Here is a 19,039-nt window from a genome sequence, read left to right on the forward strand (position 1 = left end):
AGGCCCTCCATGTCTACCGAATCCACGACCGCCACCGAGTTGCCCGTCCTCGACGACGATCCCTTCGGTACGGCCATCCTGACCGACCCGTACGACTTTCACCAACGGTTGCGTGATGCCGGGCCTGTCGTATTCCTTCCTCGATACGAGGTCTACGCCATGGGGCGGCACGAACACGTCCACGCCTCCCTGGTGGACTGGGAGACTTTCGTCTCCAGCCGAGGGGCCGGGCTCACGGACTTTCAGAAGGAAAAGCCGTGGCGGCCGCCTTCCCTTCTGCTCGAGTCCGACCCTCCGGATCACACTGCCGTCAGGACGGTGATGGGAAGTGTCATTTCCCCGCGCACCGTTCGTGGGCTGAGGACACAGTTTCAGGCCGAGGCTGACGCACTCGTCGACGCGTTGATCGAGCGCGAGACGATCGACGCGGTGACCGACCTCGCCGAGGTCTATCCCCTCAAGGTGTTTCCCGATGCCGTCGGGCTTCCGGCCGACGGACGGCACAACCTGCTCCCATACGGCGCGTTGGCGTTCAACGCCTTCGGACCCCACAACGCGCTCCTCGAATCGGCGATGGAGTCCGCGGCGGCGGTGCAGGAATGGATATGGTCCAGCTGTCAGCGCGAGGCCCTCACCGATTCCGGTTTCGGCGCCGACATCTGGGCGGCCGCGGACCGCGGGGAGGTAAGCCAGGAACAGGCTCCGCTGTTGGTTCGCTCTCTGCTCAGTGCGGGTGTCGACACGACCGTGTACGGCATCGCGAACACGATGTATGCACTGGCAAAAAACCCTGCGGAATGGGAACTGCTGCACCGTGAACCGAATCTGGCGAAGTTCGCGTTCGATGAAGCGTTGCGGTGCGAGTCACCGGTCCAAACATTCTTCCGTACCTCGTCGCGGTCGAAGACGGTCGGAGGTTACGACATCCCTGCCGATGCGAAGGTGCTCCTGTTCCTCGGCTCCGCCAACCGGGACCCGCGCAAATGGGGCGAGTCGGCGGACGAGTATCGAATCACCCGGTCCGGCGGTGGACACGTCGCCTTCGGCATGGGCGTGCATCAATGTGTCGGCCAGCCCATCGCCCGCCTCGAGGCGGAGATCGTTCTCGGTGCGCTCGCCCGAAAGGTGAAGCGGATCGAGCTCGTGGACCCACCGACGCCGAGACTGAACAACACGCTCAAGGGATGGGCCGCGATTCCACTTCGGTTGATCGCCCGCTAGCCGGTCTCTCCGGTGGTTCGCCGGAACCGCCGCGGTGAACACCGGAGAGCCGTGCTCGGCGGGTTTCGACATTCGGCATTTCGTGCGGGTCACATCGCGCAGGGCGCCGGTACGAAGGGTCGCCGGTGCCGGTGTTTCGGTAGGGAGTTGTCGGGCAAAACAGGTGGTGGATTACGAGTGCACAGTGACCGGGTGTTCGGTGGCCGTGCCGTCATCGCCGTGGTCCCGGTGTGACGACTCGGCGTGTGACAGCTCATCGAGGAGGACGAGACCTTTGTTTGCCCAGTCGATCTCGGACCGGCTACGGGCGATCATGCCGTCGTAGGTGTAGGCCTTGTACGCGATGATCCGGGCGTGTTCGTGTTGAGGGTAGTGATCGAGTCGCCGAACGATTGCTGGATCCGTGCCAGCCTTGATTCCGTCCCGGACGGCGGTGAGCAACTCGACTTGAGTGGTGTAGTACTCGATGTGCCTGTGCAGGATCTCCCGTGCACGCTCGGGGTCCGCCCATTCGAAGTAGGCGGCCTGCATGTGGTGGGCATCGCGTTCGGGGGCGTGGTCGAGCGGGGTGTTCATCCACTTTCGGAAGGCGGCGATGCCGTCGTCGGTGATGCTGTATTGCGTTTTGGTGCTCCGCGGCCCCCACCTGACCTGCTCGCCGTCGATCAGTCCGTCCTTCTGCATGCGGCGCAGTTCGGGATAGATCTGCGAATCGGGGGCGTGCCAGACGTGCCCGACGGAGCCGCCGAACCGTTTGGCGGCATCGTATCCGGTGAGCGGGCCCGCCGTGAGCAGGGCCAGCAGTGCATAGCGAAGGCTCATGTCTCCTCGTCGGCCGGGCTGTCTTGCCAATCACTATATCGATAGATAGTGTGTGCGTCACATCACCCAATAGCTATCTGCATAGTTATTGCGGTTTCTACTGGTGACGATCCCCAAGGACATCGCATGACCGATCTCGGCCCGGGCGGCGCGACCGCCAAGAACATGGCCTTCCCTCTCAACGCGTGGTACGTCGCGGCGTGGGACTACGAAGTGACCTCCGCGAAGCTGCTTGCCCGCAGAATTGCCGACAAGCCGATGACGCTCTACCGCACCACCGATGGCCGCCCGGTCGCCCTCGCCGACGCCTGCTGGCATCGGCTTGCCCCGCTGTCACTCGGTACCCGTATCGGTGCGGACGAGGTGCAGTGCCCCTACCACGGCCTGCGGTTCAACTCTGCGGGCCGGTGCACCAAGATGCCGGCGCAGGAGACGATCAACCCCTCGGCGATGGTGGCGTCCTACCCCGTCGAACAGCGTCATCGGTTCCTGTGGGTGTGGCCGGGAGATCCGACGCTCGCCGATCCCGCCACCATCCCGGACATGTTCCAGATGGATTCGCCCGAGTGGGCCGGTGACGGCCGCACCATCGACGTTCAGGCCAACTACCAGTTGGTGCTCGACAACCTGATGGACCTCACCCACGAAGAGTTCGTCCACTCCTCCTCCATCGGGCAGGAGGAACTCAGCGAGTCCGACTTCGTGGTGACCCACGGCGAGCGCACGGTCACGGTGACCCGTTGGATGCATAACATCGACGCACCGCCGTTCTGGCTGAAGAATATGCGCGACAAGTTCCCCGGCTTCGAGGGCACGGTCGATCGCTGGCAGATCATCGAATTCCAGGCACCGGGCACGATCCGCATCGACGTCGGCGTGGCCAAGGCGGGTACCGGTGCCCCCGAGGGTGATCGCAGCCAGGGTGTCAACGGGTTCGTCATGAACACGATCACCCCGGTCGACGAGAAGACTGCGCTGTACTTCTGGGCCTTTCAACGCAACTACCGCCTCGAAAGCCAACTGATCACCACTCAGCTGCGCGACGGGGTGCACGGAGTCTTCGGCGAGGACGAGGCCATGCTCACCGCCCAGCAGGCCGCTATCGAGGCCAACCCGGATCACGAGTTCTACAACCTCAACATCGACGCGGGCGGGATGTGGGTCCGCCGCATCATTCAGCGCATGATCGAGAGCGAGCGCCTGCACACCGCAAACATCGACGCTCTCACTGCCGAAACGGTGAACTGACATGACCGACAACAAGATCACCTGGCAGCAGGGTCAGGTTATTTCTGTCGAGCCGGCCGCCGATGGCATCGCCAAGATCGTGATCGTCACCGAACAATCCCATCGTTCAGCGCCCGGAGCGCACGTCGATGTCCGCATCGGCAGCGGCGCCGTCCGCTCGTACTCGATCGTCTCCGGCGCCGCCGACGGCCACAGCGTGACCCTCGGGGTCCACCTGTCCCCCACCTCCCGTGGTGGGTCCCGGTACATGCACACCCTGCAGGCCGGTGACCCGATCGAGCTCACCGCCCCGCTGCAGAACTTCCCGCTGCGGGTCGGTGCACCGCGGTATGTGCTGCTCGCCGGGGGCATTGGAATCACCGCGATGGCGGCGATGGCGGCGGTGCTGCGGCGGGTCGGGGCCGACTACCGTTTCGTCTACGTCGCGCGCAGTCGGACCGCGATGGCGTTTCTGCCGGAACTGCTCGCCGTGCACGGTGATCGTCTGGAGGTGCACATCGACGACGAGGGCACCGGACTCGATGTCCAGGAGCTCGTGGCCGGCGTCGACGAGGTGACGGAGTTGTACATGTGCGGGCCGATCCGGCTGATGGATGCCGTGCGCCGCACCTGGATCGAGCGGGATCTGCCGCTGCCGAACCTGCGGTACGAAACCTTCGGGAACAGCGGGTGGTTCCAGGCCGAGGAGTTCGTCGTGAACATCCCGCGACTGGGCATCGAGACCACCGTCCGGTCCGGGGACTCACTGCTCGACGCCCTCGAGCGAGCCGGCGCGGACATGATGTTCGACTGCCGCAAGGGCGAGTGCGGTCTGTGCCAGGTCGATATCGTCGACGTCGAGGGCACCGTCGACCACCGGGACGTGTTCTTCAGCGAAGAGCAGAAGGCCAACTCGAAGAAGCTGTGCGCCTGCGTGTCCCGCGTAGTGTGCGGCGAAGGCGGGCGCGGCGCGACCTTGACCCTCGAGGTGCCATGACCGCCGGCGTCGGACCGTGCGCGCTTCCCCGGGTCGGACTGACCTGGGGAATCAAGCGCAGCTTCATCCGCTATATCGCCACTCTGCCCGACGGTCGACATGCGATGTCCGAGGGCGCGCATCTGGGCGAGACGAGCTACTTCACCTTCCCGCCGGTTCCATCACCCGACGCGCCGCAGGTGGTGCGGTTCGGCGGAGACGTTCGGCTCGGTGGGCACGGTGGGATGCTCGACATCCTGATTGCAGAGCCGTGGGTCGAGATGACCGAGTCCGGGCCGATCCTGTCGGTGGTAGATCCGACCGGCTGGCCGGATCGATCTCGACGCATCCCCCTGGCCGAGCTGCATCTTCGGGAAGCAGAGCACGGGCTCACCGAACGCCGGTACGCCGCGACCCTGACCGGCGCCGGTGCGGTGATCTTCGACGATCACTACCCACCGGGCACCGAACTCGACACGCTCGTCATCGAGTAGGCCCGCGTTCGCCGCCGTGCGCGTCACCCCGGGTGCGTCGCCCCGGGGTGGTCGCGCCGGCGAGAGCGGCGTGCCATTGCGCCGTCAAGACGTCGATCACATCCGAGTGGTCGGCCGGGGCGGAGCGGACGAGCACGAAGTACAGGGTGCGCTCGAAGCCGAGCATCGTCGTGACCAGCGTCAATCGTGCCCGTTGCCGTTCCGGGCCGTCCGGGTAGCGGCCGAGGAAGGTCGTCATCGCGTCCGCCGCTTCCGACAGCGTCTGGTACCACCGCTGTGAGACGACCGGTTCGACGGACAAGGCATGCTCGAGGGTTTCGAGTTGCCGGCGCCTGTCCACCCACAACTGTGAGCTGTCTTCGACCCACCGCCGCAGGCTGTCGGTATCGGCCGGGTCGAGGGAATCGAGCGTTCGGTAGCTGTCCACGACCTCCGGGCTGAGTTGTTCGAGCATGGCGTCGACCAGCTCCGCTTTGGCCTTGAAGTGCAGATAGAGGTTGGCGCGGCTGATGCCGGCGGCCTTGGCGATCGACTCCATGGTGATCTTGTCGTAGCCGTATTCGGAGAACAGCGGAATCGCGCACTCGACGATGCGGGCGCGGGTGGCTCGCTTCTTCCTGCCCACGCGCGGTGCGGACGAGTCGGTCGGGGATGCGGTTTCCGTCGTGCTCATGATTCAAGCGTATCGGTGCCGCGATCAGCACACCCAACGGAACTAGACAATAATCCAGAAAAAAACTAGACATGGATCTAGTTTTTGGTATGGTGTGTCTTGCACCACTTACGAGCCGCCATTGCGCTCGCCCCCTCTCGAGGAGTCTCTCCATGAAGCTTGCTGGAAAAGTCGCATTCGTCACCGGCGCCGGGTCCGGAATCGGCGCCGCCACCGCCCGGTTGTTCGCCGAGCACGGTGCGACCGTCATCGGCGCCGATATCTCCGAAGCCAACGTCAAAGAGGTACTGTCCGGAATCGACAAGGGTGAAGGCATCGCCCTCGACGTCGCCGACAGCACCGCCGTCAAGGAGGCATTCGCGCACGTCGAAAACCGCTACGGCGCACTCCATGTGCTGATCAACGCCGCCGGCATCAACGCACCGACCCGCGAAGAGAACCAGCGCCTGGTCGATGTCAACGTGCAGGTCTTCGAGGCACGCAAACGCGGCGAGATCCTGCACCCGGACTTCCTGTCCGGTGTCACCGACGAGCACTTCGATCGCGTCCTCGCCGTCAACCTCAAGGGCCCCTTCTACACCATCCGTGAGGCTGCCCCGCTGATGAAACGATCCGGCGGCGGGTCGATCGTCAACATCTCCAGTGTGTCCGCGCTCGTGGGAACGCCGATGCCGCTGTACTACCCGGCCTCCAAGGCCGGTGTCCTCGGCATGACCCGTGCCGCGGCCGGGGAGCTCGCGCCCCACGACATCCGTGTCAACGCCGTCGCACCGGGCGCGGTGGACACCCCGTTGCTGCGCGCCCAGCCCGACGAGATCGTCGATTCCATCGCCAGCGTGCAGCCGATCTCGAGCCTGGCCAAGCCCGAAGACCTCGCCGCCACCATGCTGTTCCTCGCCTCCGACGACAGCAAGTACTACACCGGACAGACCCTGTCGCCGTCCGGCGGCCTCTACATGTAATTCCGCCCGGACGCACAGACGAAGAGAGCAACCATGAGCACACCCACGACCACCTTCGACCAGGACGCCCTGCGCCGCATCCGCACCACGGTCGGCGAGGACATCGACGCCGGACACTACGACGGCGCGGTCATCGCCATCGCCCGCCACGGCGAGATCGGCATGCACGAGGCCATCGGATACGCCGACCGCGCCACCGGACGCACCGCGACCGTCGACGACGTCTTCTGGATTTTCTCGATGACCAAGGCGTTCACCAACATTCTGGTCCTGCAGGCCATCGACCGCGGTCAGCTGGATCTGACCACCCGGGTCGTCGACGTGATCCCCGAGTTCGTCGGCCGCGACCCGTTCCGTGCCGCGAAGAAGGACCGCGTCAACGTCGGTCACCTGCTCACGCACCGCGCCGGTCTCGTCGCCACACCCACCCCCCTGCCGTACTCCGAAATCGGCAACCTCGACGCCGTCATCGACGCGATCAGTCAACTCGACGTCGTCGGCGAACCGGGGGGGACCTTCAACTACTCCCCCACCCTCAACCACGCGCTGCTCGGCGAGATGGTGCGCCGCGTCACCGGATACGGCAGTTTCGGGGAACTGCTCACCACCGAACTCTTCGCCCCCCTGAAGATGACCGACACCGCACTCGGCGCCCCCAAGGCCTGGGCCGATCGGATGGTGCCCATCAAGGCCCACTTCCCTCCCGGGGGATGGCTCAAGTCGTCGGACATCGAGGTCATGCAGGAGATCGTCGTCGAGGGCGCGGAAATGCCGTGGGTCGGCGCGGTCTCGACCACCAGCGACATCCTGCGCTTCGCGGAAATGATCCGCCGCGGCGGCGAACTCGACGGCGTCCGCATTCTCTCGCCGAGCATCCTCGATCTCGCCACCACCCTGCAGACCGGCACAGCACCGAACGACCTGTATGCCATGCTGTGCCACGCCCGCGGGTGGGACGTGCCCCCCGGCAACTTCGGTCTCGGCTTCGCGCTGCGCGGCGAAGGGGTGTACCCGACGTTCTTCGGCGCATCCACCAGCCCACGCACCCACGGCAACTACGGCGCCGGCTCCACCCTGTTCTGGGTCGACCCCGACAAGGACCTGACCGTCGTGTGCCTGACCGCCGGAGTGATGGAGGAAGGCGACAACCTCGCCCGCTTCCAACGTCTGTCCACCATGGCCGCGGCCACCGCCCTCTGAACGGACCCCGACATGACCAGCACCTACGGGCAGCGCCCCGCTGCACCACCAGAATTCAATCCGCTGAGCGAGAGCGCCCTGCTCGACCCGGCCTCGATGTACGACCAGATCCGCACCGAGCGGCCCGTGTTCTGGCACGAGCAGCTCGGCACCTGGGTCGTTACTCGCCGCGACGACGTCGACACAGTCCTGATGGACTGGAAGACGTTCTCCTGCAGGGGTAACGGCGGAAACCTTCCCGTGCCCGAGCAATTCACCTCTATCGTCACCTCCGAGCTGATGGCGCACATCTCCATCAGCATGGACCCGCCGATCCACACCGAAATGCGTCGGGTCGCGCAACGCGGCTTCCTCAAGCCGGTCATCGACGCCCTCGAGCCGGAGATCGAAGCCCGCGCCCACCGCATCATCGATCGGCTCGCCGACCGCGGCACCGCCGAGCTGATGGAGGACTACTGCCTCGAGCTCACCACCCAGACGCTGATGGCGCTGATGGATCTGCCGGACTCGTTCGAGCCGATGATGCGCCAACTACGCGACGACCACTTCGCGGTCCTGGCCAGCGGTCGAGAGCCGATGGAGGAGCCGCGCCGCACCGAGGTGTGGACGCGGTACACCAACGCGCAACTCGCGCTCCGCGAACTGGTGCGCGAACGCCGCGACAGTACCGCCTCCGATCTCATCTCGGTGATGGCCTCGGCACGCAACCGCGACGGCGAACCAACCCTGTCGGACGAGCGTGTCGCGCTTCATCTGTGCGAATTCTCGGCCGCCGGGACCGACACCACTGCCCAGGGCATGGCCAATGCTGTCATCTTCCTCTCCCGAAACGAAGACCAACTCGACCAGGCCCAAGCCGATCCGAGCCTGTGGCCGCGGGTGTTCGAGGAAACCCTCCGGCGGCGCCCGTCCGCCCCGTTCGCCTCCCGGCAGGCCACCCGTGACGTCGAGCTGTCGGGGGTCACCATCCCCGCCGGGGACATGGTGTGGGTGGCACTGGCCAGCGCCAGCAACGACCCCCAGCATTACCCGGAACCGAAGAAGTGGAACATCCACCGCGACGAGCCCACCGATCACTATGCGTTCACCAAGGGCCGACACACCTGTCTGGGACAGCCGCTCGGCCGGACGCAGGGCACCGCCGGGGTCCGTGTCCTGTTCGAACGACTGCCCAGCCTGCGCATCGCTCCCGACTTCGCACAGGACTTCCTCCCGCTGGTCATGCTTCCGATCCGGCGTAGCCTCGTCGCGACCTGGGACCCGGCCGACAGCACCACCGCATAACTCGCCGACAAGGACCTCCCCATGCAAACGACACCTGTGATCGACACCGACACGTCCCTGCCGACGTCGACGGAGAACCGCATGACGTTGACGGTCGCGGCACGGACCGTGGTCGCCGATGCTGTCGTGGAACTGACTCTGGCCCACCCTGCCGGGTGGCCGCTACCCCAGTGGACACCCGGTGCACACCTGGACCTGGTCCTCGGACCGAACCTGGTGCGTCAGTATTCGCTGTGCGGCGACCCCGGTGACCGCTCGGCATACCGGGTCGCAGTCCTGCGTGAACCCAACAGCCGCGGAGGCTCCCTCGCGGTCCACGACCTCCTCACCGTCGGGGCCACGCTCGATACCCAGGGTCCGCGCAACAACTTCGAGTTGGTCGACGCGCAGGAGTACTTGTTCATCGCCGGGGGCATCGGCATCACACCGCTGCTTCCGATGATCGCCACCGCCGAGGCGCAGGGCATTCCGTTCCGGCTTGTCTACGGTGGGCGCACCCGGTCCTCGATGGCATACGTCGAGAACCTCGAGAACCGCTATCCCGGACGGGTCACGATCTGTCCCCAGGATGAGGTGGGGCATCTGGATCTGCCGACGATCCTCGGGGAGCACCGGCCGGGCCGCCGGGTCTTCACCTGCGGGCCGGGTCCGCTGCTCGATGCCATCGACTCCTATTGCACCTCGTGGCCCGCGGGCGCGGTGAACATGGAGCGCTTCCGCGCCAAGGCCGCCGACCCGGGGAGCGTCGACACCGAATTCGAGGTCGAACTGGCCCTGAGCGGAGTCACGGTGTCGGTCCCGGCCGACCGGTCGATCCTCGACGTCGTCGAGGAGGCCGGCGCGCTCGTGGTCTCCTCGTGCCGGGAGGGAACCTGCGGCAGCTGTGAGACACCGATCCTCGAAGGTGAAGCCGATCATCGGGATTCGCTGCTCACCCAGGAGGAAAAAGACGCCAACGAGACGATATTCATCTGCGTCTCCCGGGCCTGCTCGAAACGGATCGTCCTCGACCTGTAACGCCCACCGCGGAGCAACTGCTCTGCACCTGACACACACAAGCAATACCGGAGGACTTGCCGTGAAGAATCAGAGTTGGATTGTGGACCGGGCGTCGACCGGCACCTACGATCCCAGCTGTTTCCGCCTGATAGAAGACCCGATTCCCTCAGCTCCAGACGGCAAGATCGTGGTCCAAACGCTGCTGATGTCCCTCGACCCGACGAACCTCAACTGGCTCAAACTCGATCCTCAATTGCAGGCGATACCGTTCGGCATCGGAGATCCGATGATCGGTGTTTCCATCGGTGTCGTCATCGAATCCCGCGCACCTGCCCACACCGTCGGTGACGTCGTGACGGGAATCTGGGGTGGCGACGATTCGACGTCGTCGATCCCCTGCTCGTGCGTCCCGCGAAACCTGCTACGGAAATATCGTTTGAGCAACAACTGGCGATCTTCTCGCACGTCGGGCGCGCAGCGGCCGGTGGCATGACTCTCATCGGTGAAGTGAAGCCGACCGATGCGGTGTTGGTGTCCGGGGCCGCCGGGGCCACGGGCTCGTTGGCCGCCCGAATCGCGAAGGCGCAGGGCTGCCGCGTGGTTGGCATTGCCGGTGGACCGGACAAGTGTGAGTTCCTTCTGGACGAGTTGAACTCGACGGTGCGATCGACTACAAGCAAGAAAACATTCGCGAGGCCGTCCACCGGCACTTCCCGGGCGGTGTCGACCTGTTCTTCGACAATGTGGGTGGGGAAGAAATCGATGCCGTCCTGACGAACATGGCAGTAGGGTGTCGCATTGTTCTGTGCGGAGCGATTTCTCAGTACAACATTAGCGAACCGTCCAATCTCTACGGTGTACAGAATTTACCGTTGCTCATTTTCCGCAGCGCACGCCTACAAGGATTTGTTGCGGACTTCGGTCCACGCAACCACGTCGTCGACAACCTGCTCGACGACCTTACACAACGCGGACAGTTGATTGCGCGCACACATGTCGTCGATGGCTTCGAGAATGTTCCCGACGCGTTGGCTCTGCTACTCAACGGGAAGAACCGAGGAAAATTGCTGGCACAGGTTTAATTCGACAATCCCAGGATAGTCGGCTGGGTCGCAGCCCCATGCCCGTCTGGGCGGACCGGCAGCTATCACGATCCGGTTCCCCGTCCCCCGCTGGCCGCTATTCGGCCTCGAAACCCCACACGCAGAAGGACAATGATGACAGCGAGTGCAAACCGCGCGGTGACCTATGTCGGCCCCGGCAAGGTCGAAGTGCGCGAGATCGAGTTCCCGAAACTCGAACTGCGGGACGGTCCCGGCGTCAACCCGGCCAACGTCGGACGCAAGTGCGAGCACGGAGTCATACTCAAGGTGGTCTCCACCAACATCTGCGGAAGCGATCAGCACATGGTCCGGGGCCGCACCACCGCCCCTGAAGGACTGGTCCTCGGGCACGAGATCACCGGCGAAGTCGTCGAAGTCGGCCGCGACGTCGAATTCATCAAGGTCGGCGACTTGTGCTCGGTACCGTTCAACATCGCCTGCGGACGGTGCCGCAACTGCAAGGAACGCAAGACCGGCATCTGCCTCAACGTCAACCCCGACCGGCCCGGATCAGCATTCGGGTACGTCGACATGGGCGGCTGGGTGGGCGGCCAGGCCGAATACGTGATGGCACCCTACGCCGACTTCAACCTGCTGAAGTTTCCCGACAAGGACCAGGCGTTGGAAAAGATCCGCGACCTGACCATGCTCTCGGACATCTTCCCCACCGGCTATCACGGCGCTCTCACGGCCGGCGCGCGCGCAGGATCGACCGTCTACGTCGCCGGCGCCGGCCCGGTCGGACTCGCCGCCGCGGTCGGTGCGCAGCTCCTCGGCGCCGCGGTCGTGATCGTCGGCGACCTGAATACCGAACGCCTTGCCCAGGCTCGCTCGTTCGGTTGCGAGACCATCGACGTCTCCGGGGGCGCCCCGCAGGACCAGATCGAGCAGCTGCTCGGCGTCCCCGAGGTCGACGCAGCAATTGATGCCGTCGGTTTCGAAGCGCGCGGTCACGGCGGCGACGCCGGGCACGAACAGCCCGCCGCAGTGCTCAACTCGTTGATGGAGCTGACCACCGCCGGTGGCGGCGTCGGCATCCCCGGACTGTACGTCACCGGGGACCCGGGCGCCGCCGACGATGCTGCCAAGGCCGGAGCGCTCTCGTTGAGCTTGGGAACCGGCTGGGCCAAGTCGCTGTCGTTCGCCACCGGACAGTGCCCGGTCATGAGCTACCACCGAGAGCTGATGAACGCGATCCTCGCGGACCGGGTACAGATCGCCAAAGCCGTCAATGCGACCGTCATCACGCTCGATGATGCACCGCGCGGCTACAGCGCCTTCGACAGCGGGGTGGCCCAGAAGTTCGTCATCGATCCTCACGGGATGATCGCCGTCTAACCCGGCGCTTCTCCGTTTGCACGCACACCGGCAGTCCGTCCCCCACTCCCGACTGTCGCTACCCATCCCCCGGGCGGCGGGGATCGGGTCGCCGCCGGTGACCTGCCTCCTCCACCCCGGCCGGTATGGCCTGTTTTCGATATCTCACCGGCGCAGAAACCCCGCCGTCTCCCCGGCCACACACCGGAGGGGACGGCGGGGCTTCATCCTCACCGGGCGGGCGTACAAGGGCACCGCTGAGTAAACACACCTGCGTCAGTGAAAACGTCCGCTCCGTCCGCTACAGGTAGGTCCGGGTTCTCCGGTAGCCGCCCCCAGCGGCGGCTTTTCATAGAGGCGTCCGGCACGCCACTGCGGAGCCGCACCATATCGATCAATGACAACAACGCCAGCAGGGCGCGCCGGAGCAGCGACGGCGCTCCGCGGAGGCCCCGGCCGGAGCACCGCTACGAGTCAGCACGGCGCTCGCGGATCTGCAACGAGCCGTCAACCGACAAACCGCAGGTCGGATGATCCGATCACCACGAGACCGCCGATCAGCAGTAGATCCGCTGCAGCACAGCTCACCATCTGCGACCGGTTCGAGTGGATGCCCGGCTGCCGCCGAACGCAACAGCACACATCACCACGTCGTCGGCACGCAGTTCACCTTTCACTGGACGGTCCCGGGACGCTGGTGGCCAAGCGTCCGGATGCAGAGTCGGCGTCGAACGCTCCACTCGGGCCATGGGTCAACACGATCGCGCTGGGCGGTGGCACCGCCCAGCGCGTCCGGGGTCCGATCGGCTCAGCGAGCTTTTCGGTAGTAGCCGGTCTGCGATGATCTTGCGCTGGATCTCGCTGGTGCCTTCGAAGATCGTAGTCAGTCGCGCATCGCGCCAATACCGTTCGACTCGTCGTTCGGTGGTGTAGCCGTTGCCACCGTGCAGCTGACTGCCCAGATTTGTCACCTCCACTGCCATCTCGGTGGCCAGTAGTTTCACCATCGCAGCTTCACGCACGCACGGCTGGCCGGCATCTATCTTGTGGGCCACACGCTGGTAGAAGGCGCGAGCCTGCTCGACCTTTGCGGCCATTTCGGCCAGGGTGAAGCGCAGGTACTGAAAGTCACCAATCGGCCGCCCGAACTGCTCCCGTTCTTGCAAGTAGACAATGCAATCTTCGACCGCACCGCGAGCGAGTCCCACTGCGCGGGCCGCAGTTTGCACCCGAGCAGTGTTGAGCTCCGCCTCGACCGCTTTGAAGCCGGCGGTTGAGACAGCGGCGGTCTCGGTGAGCGGAGTGGAATCTCCCGCCGGCTTGGGGAATTGGCCAACAGCTTGTTGGCCAATTGCGTTGCGATTCCAGGCTTGCTCTCCACCGTATGCACTGCAGAATAGTCCGAATTAGCCCGAGCATATCGGGTAAGGCTGATCGAAAACCGCCGGAGAGTCTGTCGATCACCTTCGTGTAAAAGCCCTGCATTGGTTGACATCTTGACCTGGACCAAATCTCACGGCATCTCTGCACGCCAAGATGTCAACAGAGTGGGCAGTTCGTGGCGCTATTCTGGGAGAATTGCGGAAACGAGGTTCGGGACAGCGGAAATGTCTGGAACATTAAGGAAATCCGGGCGAGCGTACGCGGGATTCGGGTACTGGTAGTAGCCTTCCCCGGTTTGCATACCAAGCAAATTCTTGTCGAGGAAGTTTTCCTTGATGTAATCAGCGTTGGCACTCATCTGCGTATCGCCACTCTCCTTGCCCCAGTGAGCAAGAACGTCGTACGTGGTCTTCATGCCGATTATATCGATCATGCCGAGCGGACCCATCGCGGCGCCGAGAAACATGAATGTACGATCGATGTCCTCAGGATCTCCGATGTCGTTGGTGACCAATGTCTGGGCTGCGTTGAGCAGGGGAACGGTCCACGTGTTGACGAGGTAACCGTTCTGTTCTCTACGTACCGGGATGGGCACCATCCCGATCTCGATCGCGAATTCGGTCACCTCGGTCACTGTTTTTCGGGCAGTACCTGCGTGGGCCATGATCTCTCCGAGGTTCATCCTCCAGATCATGTTCGCAAAGTGCAATGCACAGTACTTCTCGGGGCGACCGGTGTCCGCAGCGAAGTCGCGAGGAAGGAAAGTCGAGGAGTTCGTTACGACTAATGTATGTGAAGGTAGGATTTCCGCCATCTCCTTGTACAATTTGGTCTTCACGTCCGGGATCTCCGGTACAGCCTCGATCACAAGGTCCGCCTGCCCGACGGCAGCTGCAAGATCTGTTGTGTAGGTCAGTCGATCTCGCGTCGCGGCGATATCTTCTTCGTTGGCGCCGACGTCCGCTATGTAGATTGCAGCGTAACGCTCATGAGCTGCTTTACTGCGCTCGATGGCATCGTCTGAAATGTCGTAGGCGGTGACGGATTTACCCTTAAAGGCACTTTGCCAGGCGATCTGCCCACCCAACACACCCGATCCGAGCACTGTCACGTTATCTACATGAGACATAGGTTCCTTCTTTCGTCGACGAATATGGCGCAAACGCGCGCGGGAGGAAGTTCATCAATTGACAGCATCCGTGAGATCGAACACCGAGTTGACCGTCGGGTCGAATCAGGAAACCATCGATGTGACCGTTGACACAGGATACGATTGGTTTCCGAAAGTTCGCTTGTACCATGACGCCAAATGTTTTGCGCTGATTGTTATGGAGTGACAACGCCGCGCCCGGTCTCAAGCGAGGTCCGGCGCTTGGGGTACACCGCGGATAGTTTCGCTACAGTCATACGATCGCAGTGGAGGTGGCGCACGATTACCCATAGTTGGTCTACGAAGCGAGCCAATGTGGTTCCGTATCTTTCGAATACTTCTTCCTCGGGGACGCCTCCGTACGGTGCCCAGTTCAAAGCGAGATTGAGTAGTGATCCGGCGTCACCTGGGTGATTGTGTACGTGCATTTGCGGATTGTCGTTTGCGATCCTGCGTTGTCTCTCTTCGTGATAGCGATGTGAGAGTTCGTCGAATAGCACCTGTGCTAGTTGTGTGGGATCAGTTCTCGGTGAGTACGAACGTCGGTAGGTGGTCATGTGCTTTTCCGGCCGTTTGGGAAGCGCTGAGGCTTGGATAGTTGGTGAATGAGCCAAGGGTTCGATCAAGCGGGGCGGGTAGGCACAACCTCAGCGAATCATCCTCAATCCCGACTGTTTGCAGCGAACCGAAGCCAGCATTGGGAATACAAACTTTCATGCGTCGGACAATGTGCGGATGCCGAGTTTCCTTACGTGGGGCCGATCGTCGCGCGAAAATCTGAAAACGACGCGATGTCCGTTGCTAGTTTTCACCGAGATGAGCACCAGCACGGACATTCGTGTGCGTGTCCTGCGTGGACTCGAACCAGGTGGAGATTGTGCCGATGATTTGCGGGCGCCTCCATGCCAGGCCTTCACGGATCCCCTCGGGAAGTTCTGCAGAACGCCAACTTGAGCGGCGTACGGTCAGGTGAGTTCGCGTTTGAGGATCTTCCCGGTGGCGGTCGTGGGCAATGAGTCGACGATGTCGATGATCCGGGGATACTTGTATGCCGCCATCTGTTCTCTGCTCCAATCGATAAGCTCATCACCGGTTAGTGTGGCTCCGGCGTTGGGGATGACAAACGCCTTGATTTCCTCGCCATGACGTTCGTGCGGAACCCCGATGACCGTGGCGAGGCTGATACCTGGGTGAGTCATCAGGACTTCCTCGACCTCCCTTGAATAGACGTTGAAGCCGCCGCGGATGATCATGTCCTTGGATCGGTCGACGATGAAATAGAAGCCGTCGTCGTCCTTTCGGGCAAGGTCCCCGGTACGGAACCAACCGCCGCGGATGGCCTCCGCCGTGGCTGCAGGGCGCCCGTAGTAGCCCTTCATGATGTTGTGGCCTTTGACTGCAATCTCGCCGACTTCGCCGATTGCGGCAATCTCATTCCACTCGTCGTCGATGAGCTTGACCTCTACACCCCAGACCGGGAGACCGATGGAACCGGGGCGCGAACCGCGGTCGGGGTCATTGAAGGTTGCCAGCGGTGATGTCTCGGAGAGTCCGTAGCCTTCCAGAATCTGCACGCCGAACTTGTCTTGCACCCGGGAGATGATGTCGGCAGGAAGACTCGCGCCCCCTGAGAGACCGATCCGTAGGTTACGGGCGATCCGCTCGACGTCGACATCGTCGGTGAGCGATTCGAGCAATCCCCACCACATCGTCGGAACACCGGCGAAGAACGTGATGTCTTCTCTCTGGAAGAGATCGATGACCTGACTAGCATCAAAACGTGGGATCAGGTGCAGCGTGGCGCCCGTCGAGAAGCCGGCATGCATCTGTACCGTCGCACCGAAAGTGTGGAAGAGTGGGAGTGCCACGATGTGCGTATCCGTGGTCTTATTATCGAAGAGTCGATTGCAGGTGAGGGCGTTCAAGAGCGTATTGGCGTGAGACAGCTCCGCACCCTTGGGTTGGCCTGTAGTGCCGCTGGTGTAGAGGATGGTGGCGGTGTCGGTGGCCTCGGTGGGGACAGACTCGAATACATCCGACCGCCCGGAGAGGGCCTGTCCGAGCGTCTCGACGCCGTCGATTGGGCTTGACGCGGCTGGGTCTGCGGTAATGAGGAAGAAGTTCGCGGTGGTCGACTCCTGGAAGCCGGCGTATCCCACCATTCCGATTGGGAGTTCTTCGGTGCCCTCGAAACAGAAGAAGGCCACGGCGTCGGCATCGGTCAGGTGATAGGCCACCTCTCGTCTCTTGAGCAAGATGTTCAGCGGAACAACAACACACCCAGCCTTGAGGACGCCGTAGTAGACGATGGGGAACCAGGGGAGGTTGGGGCTGCTCAGCGCCACCTTGTCGCCTGGTTGGACCCCCCGTTCCACCAGCAGGTTCGCAACCTGATTCGCCGCTCCGTCAACCTGTGCGTACGTCAGCTTGGTGTTGCCCAGGACCAGCGCATCCTTGGATGGATATCTACGCGCTGAATCCTCAAGGAGGACAGACAGGTTCAACATGATTCTCCTGAGGTCGTCAATAGTTGTACTGCTCCGCGGTGAAGCCTTCACGCGAAGTCGGTTGAGTTCAGCGTGATACAGACGGGCAAACCTTGGCCGGACACGCAATCAGATCCGGCGGCACCGTGATGGGAGCTGAGATGGCATCGAGATGTGTGCGCGATCACAACACTGGGTGTTGCACTCTCACTGGAACGGATCGATGAGGATCTTCGCGTGGCGCTCGGGATCACTGAGGTCGTTGAACGCCTGTGCGACGCCGTCGAGGCCGACGGTCGCAGTGTGCAGGGGTGACGGGTCGACCTTGCCGGAGGCGATCATGCCCAGCGTTTGGCTGAACTCTGCGGGGTCGTAGCCGAAGACGAAGCGCAGGTCGATCTCTTTGCTGAGGGCAACAGCTGGTCGGAACCTGTCGACCTCGGTGCACATTCCCACCACTGTCACCAGTGTACGAAGCGGCGCGTTGGCGATAACGTGATCGATGATTCCGGGGACGCCGGCACATTCGAATACGACGGGGCCGCTCGGGGTTTGCCCGAGTCGATCGGCGCCGAAGAAGATCTTCTCTATCGAGAGCATCGGGATCCTACGCACGGCTTTGGTCATCTCGAGTGCGAACGCGAGGAGTTCCGGTGTCGAGTTGACCGGGCTCTTGAGTGTGAGGGTGTCCCAGGGCGATTGAACCTTGGGGTCGACGACCACATCGGCACCGCACTGGCTGGCGAGCTTCCGACGGCCGGGCGAGAGATCGGAGGCGATGACCTTTGTGACCCCCGCGGCCTTGAGCATCAGGATCACTGCCAGGCCGATGGGCCCGCATCCGATGACGACAGCGGGGCGCTTCTTGCCTATTCTCGATCGACGTACTGCGTGCCGTGCGACGGTGAGGGGCTCGGTGAACGCGGCCTTGTCGTGGGAGACGCCGTCAGGAACGGGGAATGTCAGCGCTTCCTCTACAAGGGTGTATTCGGCGTAACCGCCTGCTGCATGGCTGTCGAAGCCCGTCATATGCATTCCTACCTCCGTCTGCAGGACGGGCAACGCTGTCACCGTCGTCCCTGCGGCCCAACGGCCGCGGGTCTTCGGGCCGTATGACACCACCTCGCCTAGGAGCTCATGGCCGAGAATGACCTCTTGGTTCGGAAGGATCGCGGTCGCGTAGCCCGATTCGAGCAACAACGCGTTCACCTCGGTGGCGTCCTTTTTGGCATGCAGATCCGATCCGCAGATCCCGGTCCGCAGTACTTTGATCAGGACCTGGCCCGGACCTGGTTCGGGTGTCTTCACCTCACGAACGCTGAGTTCGCCCTCCGTACAGACAACGGCCTTCATCGCGTCCTTCTCCTATCGATGGAAATTGAGTCCTGAGCGCGAGAGACGCACAGGATCATGTGGTCGTCGCATTCGTATTCGGTCAGAACGTTGCGATACGGACTCATGATGTCGGGGCGTCCGCAACAGCGTCCGCCCGTATCGCCGCGGGCGACGTCACCAGATAGGCGACGGCCTGTTATGCCGAGCCCTCATGGGACGGATGATAGGTCGGCAGGAGTACTTCCAAAACCTTCACGAACCAGTGTTCACCTTCAACGAACCGGAGGTGACGGATGTTGATGTAGTACGAGGAGAAGCGCCCACCCGGCCTCGACTCGAACGGCAATCCGGCCGGCCGAAATTCACGTTGCGGGCGGGAAGCGCGACCTTACTGGGGTCGCTGCGGC

The 19,039-nt window shown here is 63.2% G+C and carries 16 protein-coding genes and 1 pseudogene; 11 read left to right on the plus strand and 6 right to left on the minus strand.

Annotated features, from left to right (window positions below; translation table 11 throughout):
• Positions 1-9 precede the first annotated feature (9 nt).
• Entirely contained in the window at positions 10-1,221 is a 1,212-nt protein-coding gene (locus G9373_RS02735; protein WP_167113775.1) for a cytochrome P450, read from the plus strand.
• A gap of 171 nt (positions 1,222-1,392) precedes the next feature.
• Here G9373_RS02735 and G9373_RS02740 read toward each other — a convergent pair whose 3' ends face one another.
• Complete coding sequence (locus G9373_RS02740) at positions 1,393-2,043, minus strand: PadR family transcriptional regulator (protein ID WP_167113777.1); 651 nt, start codon at positions 2,041-2,043, stop codon at positions 1,393-1,395.
• A gap of 126 nt (positions 2,044-2,169) precedes the next feature.
• Between G9373_RS02740 and G9373_RS02745 the strand changes: the two genes are divergently transcribed.
• From G9373_RS02745 to G9373_RS02755, 3 genes are read left to right on the plus strand one after another with little or no spacing between them, the layout of a single operon-like run.
• On the plus strand, positions 2,170-3,291 hold the full coding sequence (locus G9373_RS02745; RefSeq protein ID WP_167113779.1) for an aromatic ring-hydroxylating dioxygenase subunit alpha: 1,122 nt from the start codon (positions 2,170-2,172) through the stop codon (positions 3,289-3,291).
• Between the two features lies 1 nt (position 3,292).
• Positions 3,293-4,267 carry a PDR/VanB family oxidoreductase gene (locus G9373_RS02750; protein WP_167113781.1) on the plus strand — a complete coding sequence of 325 codons (975 nt, stop codon included), beginning with the start codon at positions 3,293-3,295 and terminating at the stop codon, positions 4,265-4,267.
• Positions 4,264-4,740, plus strand: coding sequence for an HtaA domain-containing protein (locus tag G9373_RS02755; RefSeq protein ID WP_167113783.1), 477 nt, complete (start codon positions 4,264-4,266; stop codon positions 4,738-4,740). The genes G9373_RS02750 and G9373_RS02755 overlap by 4 nt, the downstream gene beginning before the upstream one ends.
• Here G9373_RS02755 and G9373_RS02760 read toward each other — a convergent pair.
• A complete protein-coding gene (locus G9373_RS02760; RefSeq protein WP_005254736.1) occupies positions 4,730-5,413 on the minus strand; it encodes a TetR/AcrR family transcriptional regulator in 684 nt (227 codons plus the stop codon). The genes G9373_RS02755 and G9373_RS02760 overlap by 11 nt on opposite strands.
• Positions 5,414-5,565: 152 nt before the next feature.
• On the opposite strand from G9373_RS02760, the gene G9373_RS02765 reads away from it, so the two are divergent.
• From G9373_RS02765 to fdhA, 7 genes are all read left to right on the plus strand, one after another.
• The gene (locus tag G9373_RS02765) at positions 5,566-6,375 is read left to right on the plus strand and encodes an SDR family NAD(P)-dependent oxidoreductase (protein WP_005254735.1); all 810 of its coding nucleotides are present in this window, start codon (positions 5,566-5,568) and stop codon (positions 6,373-6,375) included.
• 33 nt (positions 6,376-6,408) lie between these two features.
• Positions 6,409-7,575, plus strand: a complete 1,167-nt coding sequence (locus tag G9373_RS02770) for a serine hydrolase domain-containing protein (protein WP_167113786.1) — start codon at positions 6,409-6,411, stop codon at positions 7,573-7,575.
• Positions 7,576-7,587: 12 nt separating this feature from the next.
• Positions 7,588-8,859 (plus strand): cytochrome P450, encoded by a 1,272-nt coding sequence (locus tag G9373_RS02775; RefSeq protein ID WP_005254733.1) that lies wholly within the window; start codon positions 7,588-7,590, stop codon positions 8,857-8,859.
• A gap of 36 nt (positions 8,860-8,895) precedes the next feature.
• Complete coding sequence (locus G9373_RS02780; RefSeq protein WP_167113852.1) at positions 8,896-9,876, plus strand: PDR/VanB family oxidoreductase; 981 nt, start codon at positions 8,896-8,898, stop codon at positions 9,874-9,876.
• Positions 9,877-9,937: 61 nt separating this feature from the next.
• Positions 9,938-10,351, plus strand: coding sequence for a hypothetical protein (locus G9373_RS02785; protein WP_167113789.1), 414 nt, complete (start codon positions 9,938-9,940; stop codon positions 10,349-10,351).
• A 172-nt stretch (positions 10,352-10,523) separates the two neighbouring features.
• Positions 10,524-10,940 carry a zinc-binding dehydrogenase gene (locus G9373_RS02790; RefSeq protein WP_081276639.1) on the plus strand — a complete coding sequence of 139 codons (417 nt, stop codon included), beginning with the start codon at positions 10,524-10,526 and terminating at the stop codon, positions 10,938-10,940.
• 135 nt (positions 10,941-11,075) lie between these two features.
• Positions 11,076-12,299: a formaldehyde dehydrogenase, glutathione-independent gene (gene fdhA / locus G9373_RS02795; RefSeq protein WP_167113792.1), complete on the plus strand. Its 1,224-nt coding sequence runs from the start codon at positions 11,076-11,078 to the stop codon at positions 12,297-12,299.
• 731 nt (positions 12,300-13,030) lie between these two features.
• Here the strand turns inward: fdhA and G9373_RS02800 are convergent.
• The 4 genes and pseudogenes from G9373_RS02800 to G9373_RS02815 all read right to left on the minus strand — a co-directional run.
• Positions 13,031-13,546 (minus strand): annotated as a pseudogene (locus tag G9373_RS02800) (acyl-CoA dehydrogenase family protein); the annotation flags it as partial.
• 296 nt (positions 13,547-13,842) lie between these two features.
• On the minus strand, positions 13,843-14,790 hold the full coding sequence (locus G9373_RS02805; RefSeq protein WP_167113795.1) for a 3-hydroxyacyl-CoA dehydrogenase: 948 nt from the start codon (positions 14,788-14,790) through the stop codon (positions 13,843-13,845).
• A 986-nt stretch (positions 14,791-15,776) separates the two neighbouring features.
• Complete coding sequence (locus G9373_RS02810; protein ID WP_167113797.1) at positions 15,777-17,318, minus strand: long-chain fatty acid--CoA ligase; 1,542 nt, start codon at positions 17,316-17,318, stop codon at positions 15,777-15,779.
• Positions 17,319-17,504: 186 nt separating this feature from the next.
• Entirely contained in the window at positions 17,505-18,650 is a 1,146-nt protein-coding gene (locus G9373_RS02815) for a zinc-binding dehydrogenase (protein WP_005565058.1), read from the minus strand.
• Positions 18,651-19,039 lie beyond the last annotated feature (389 nt).

The organism is Rhodococcus sp. A14, assembly GCF_011603105.1.
GTDB lineage: Bacteria > Actinomycetota > Actinomycetes > Mycobacteriales > Mycobacteriaceae > Rhodococcus_F > Rhodococcus_F opacus.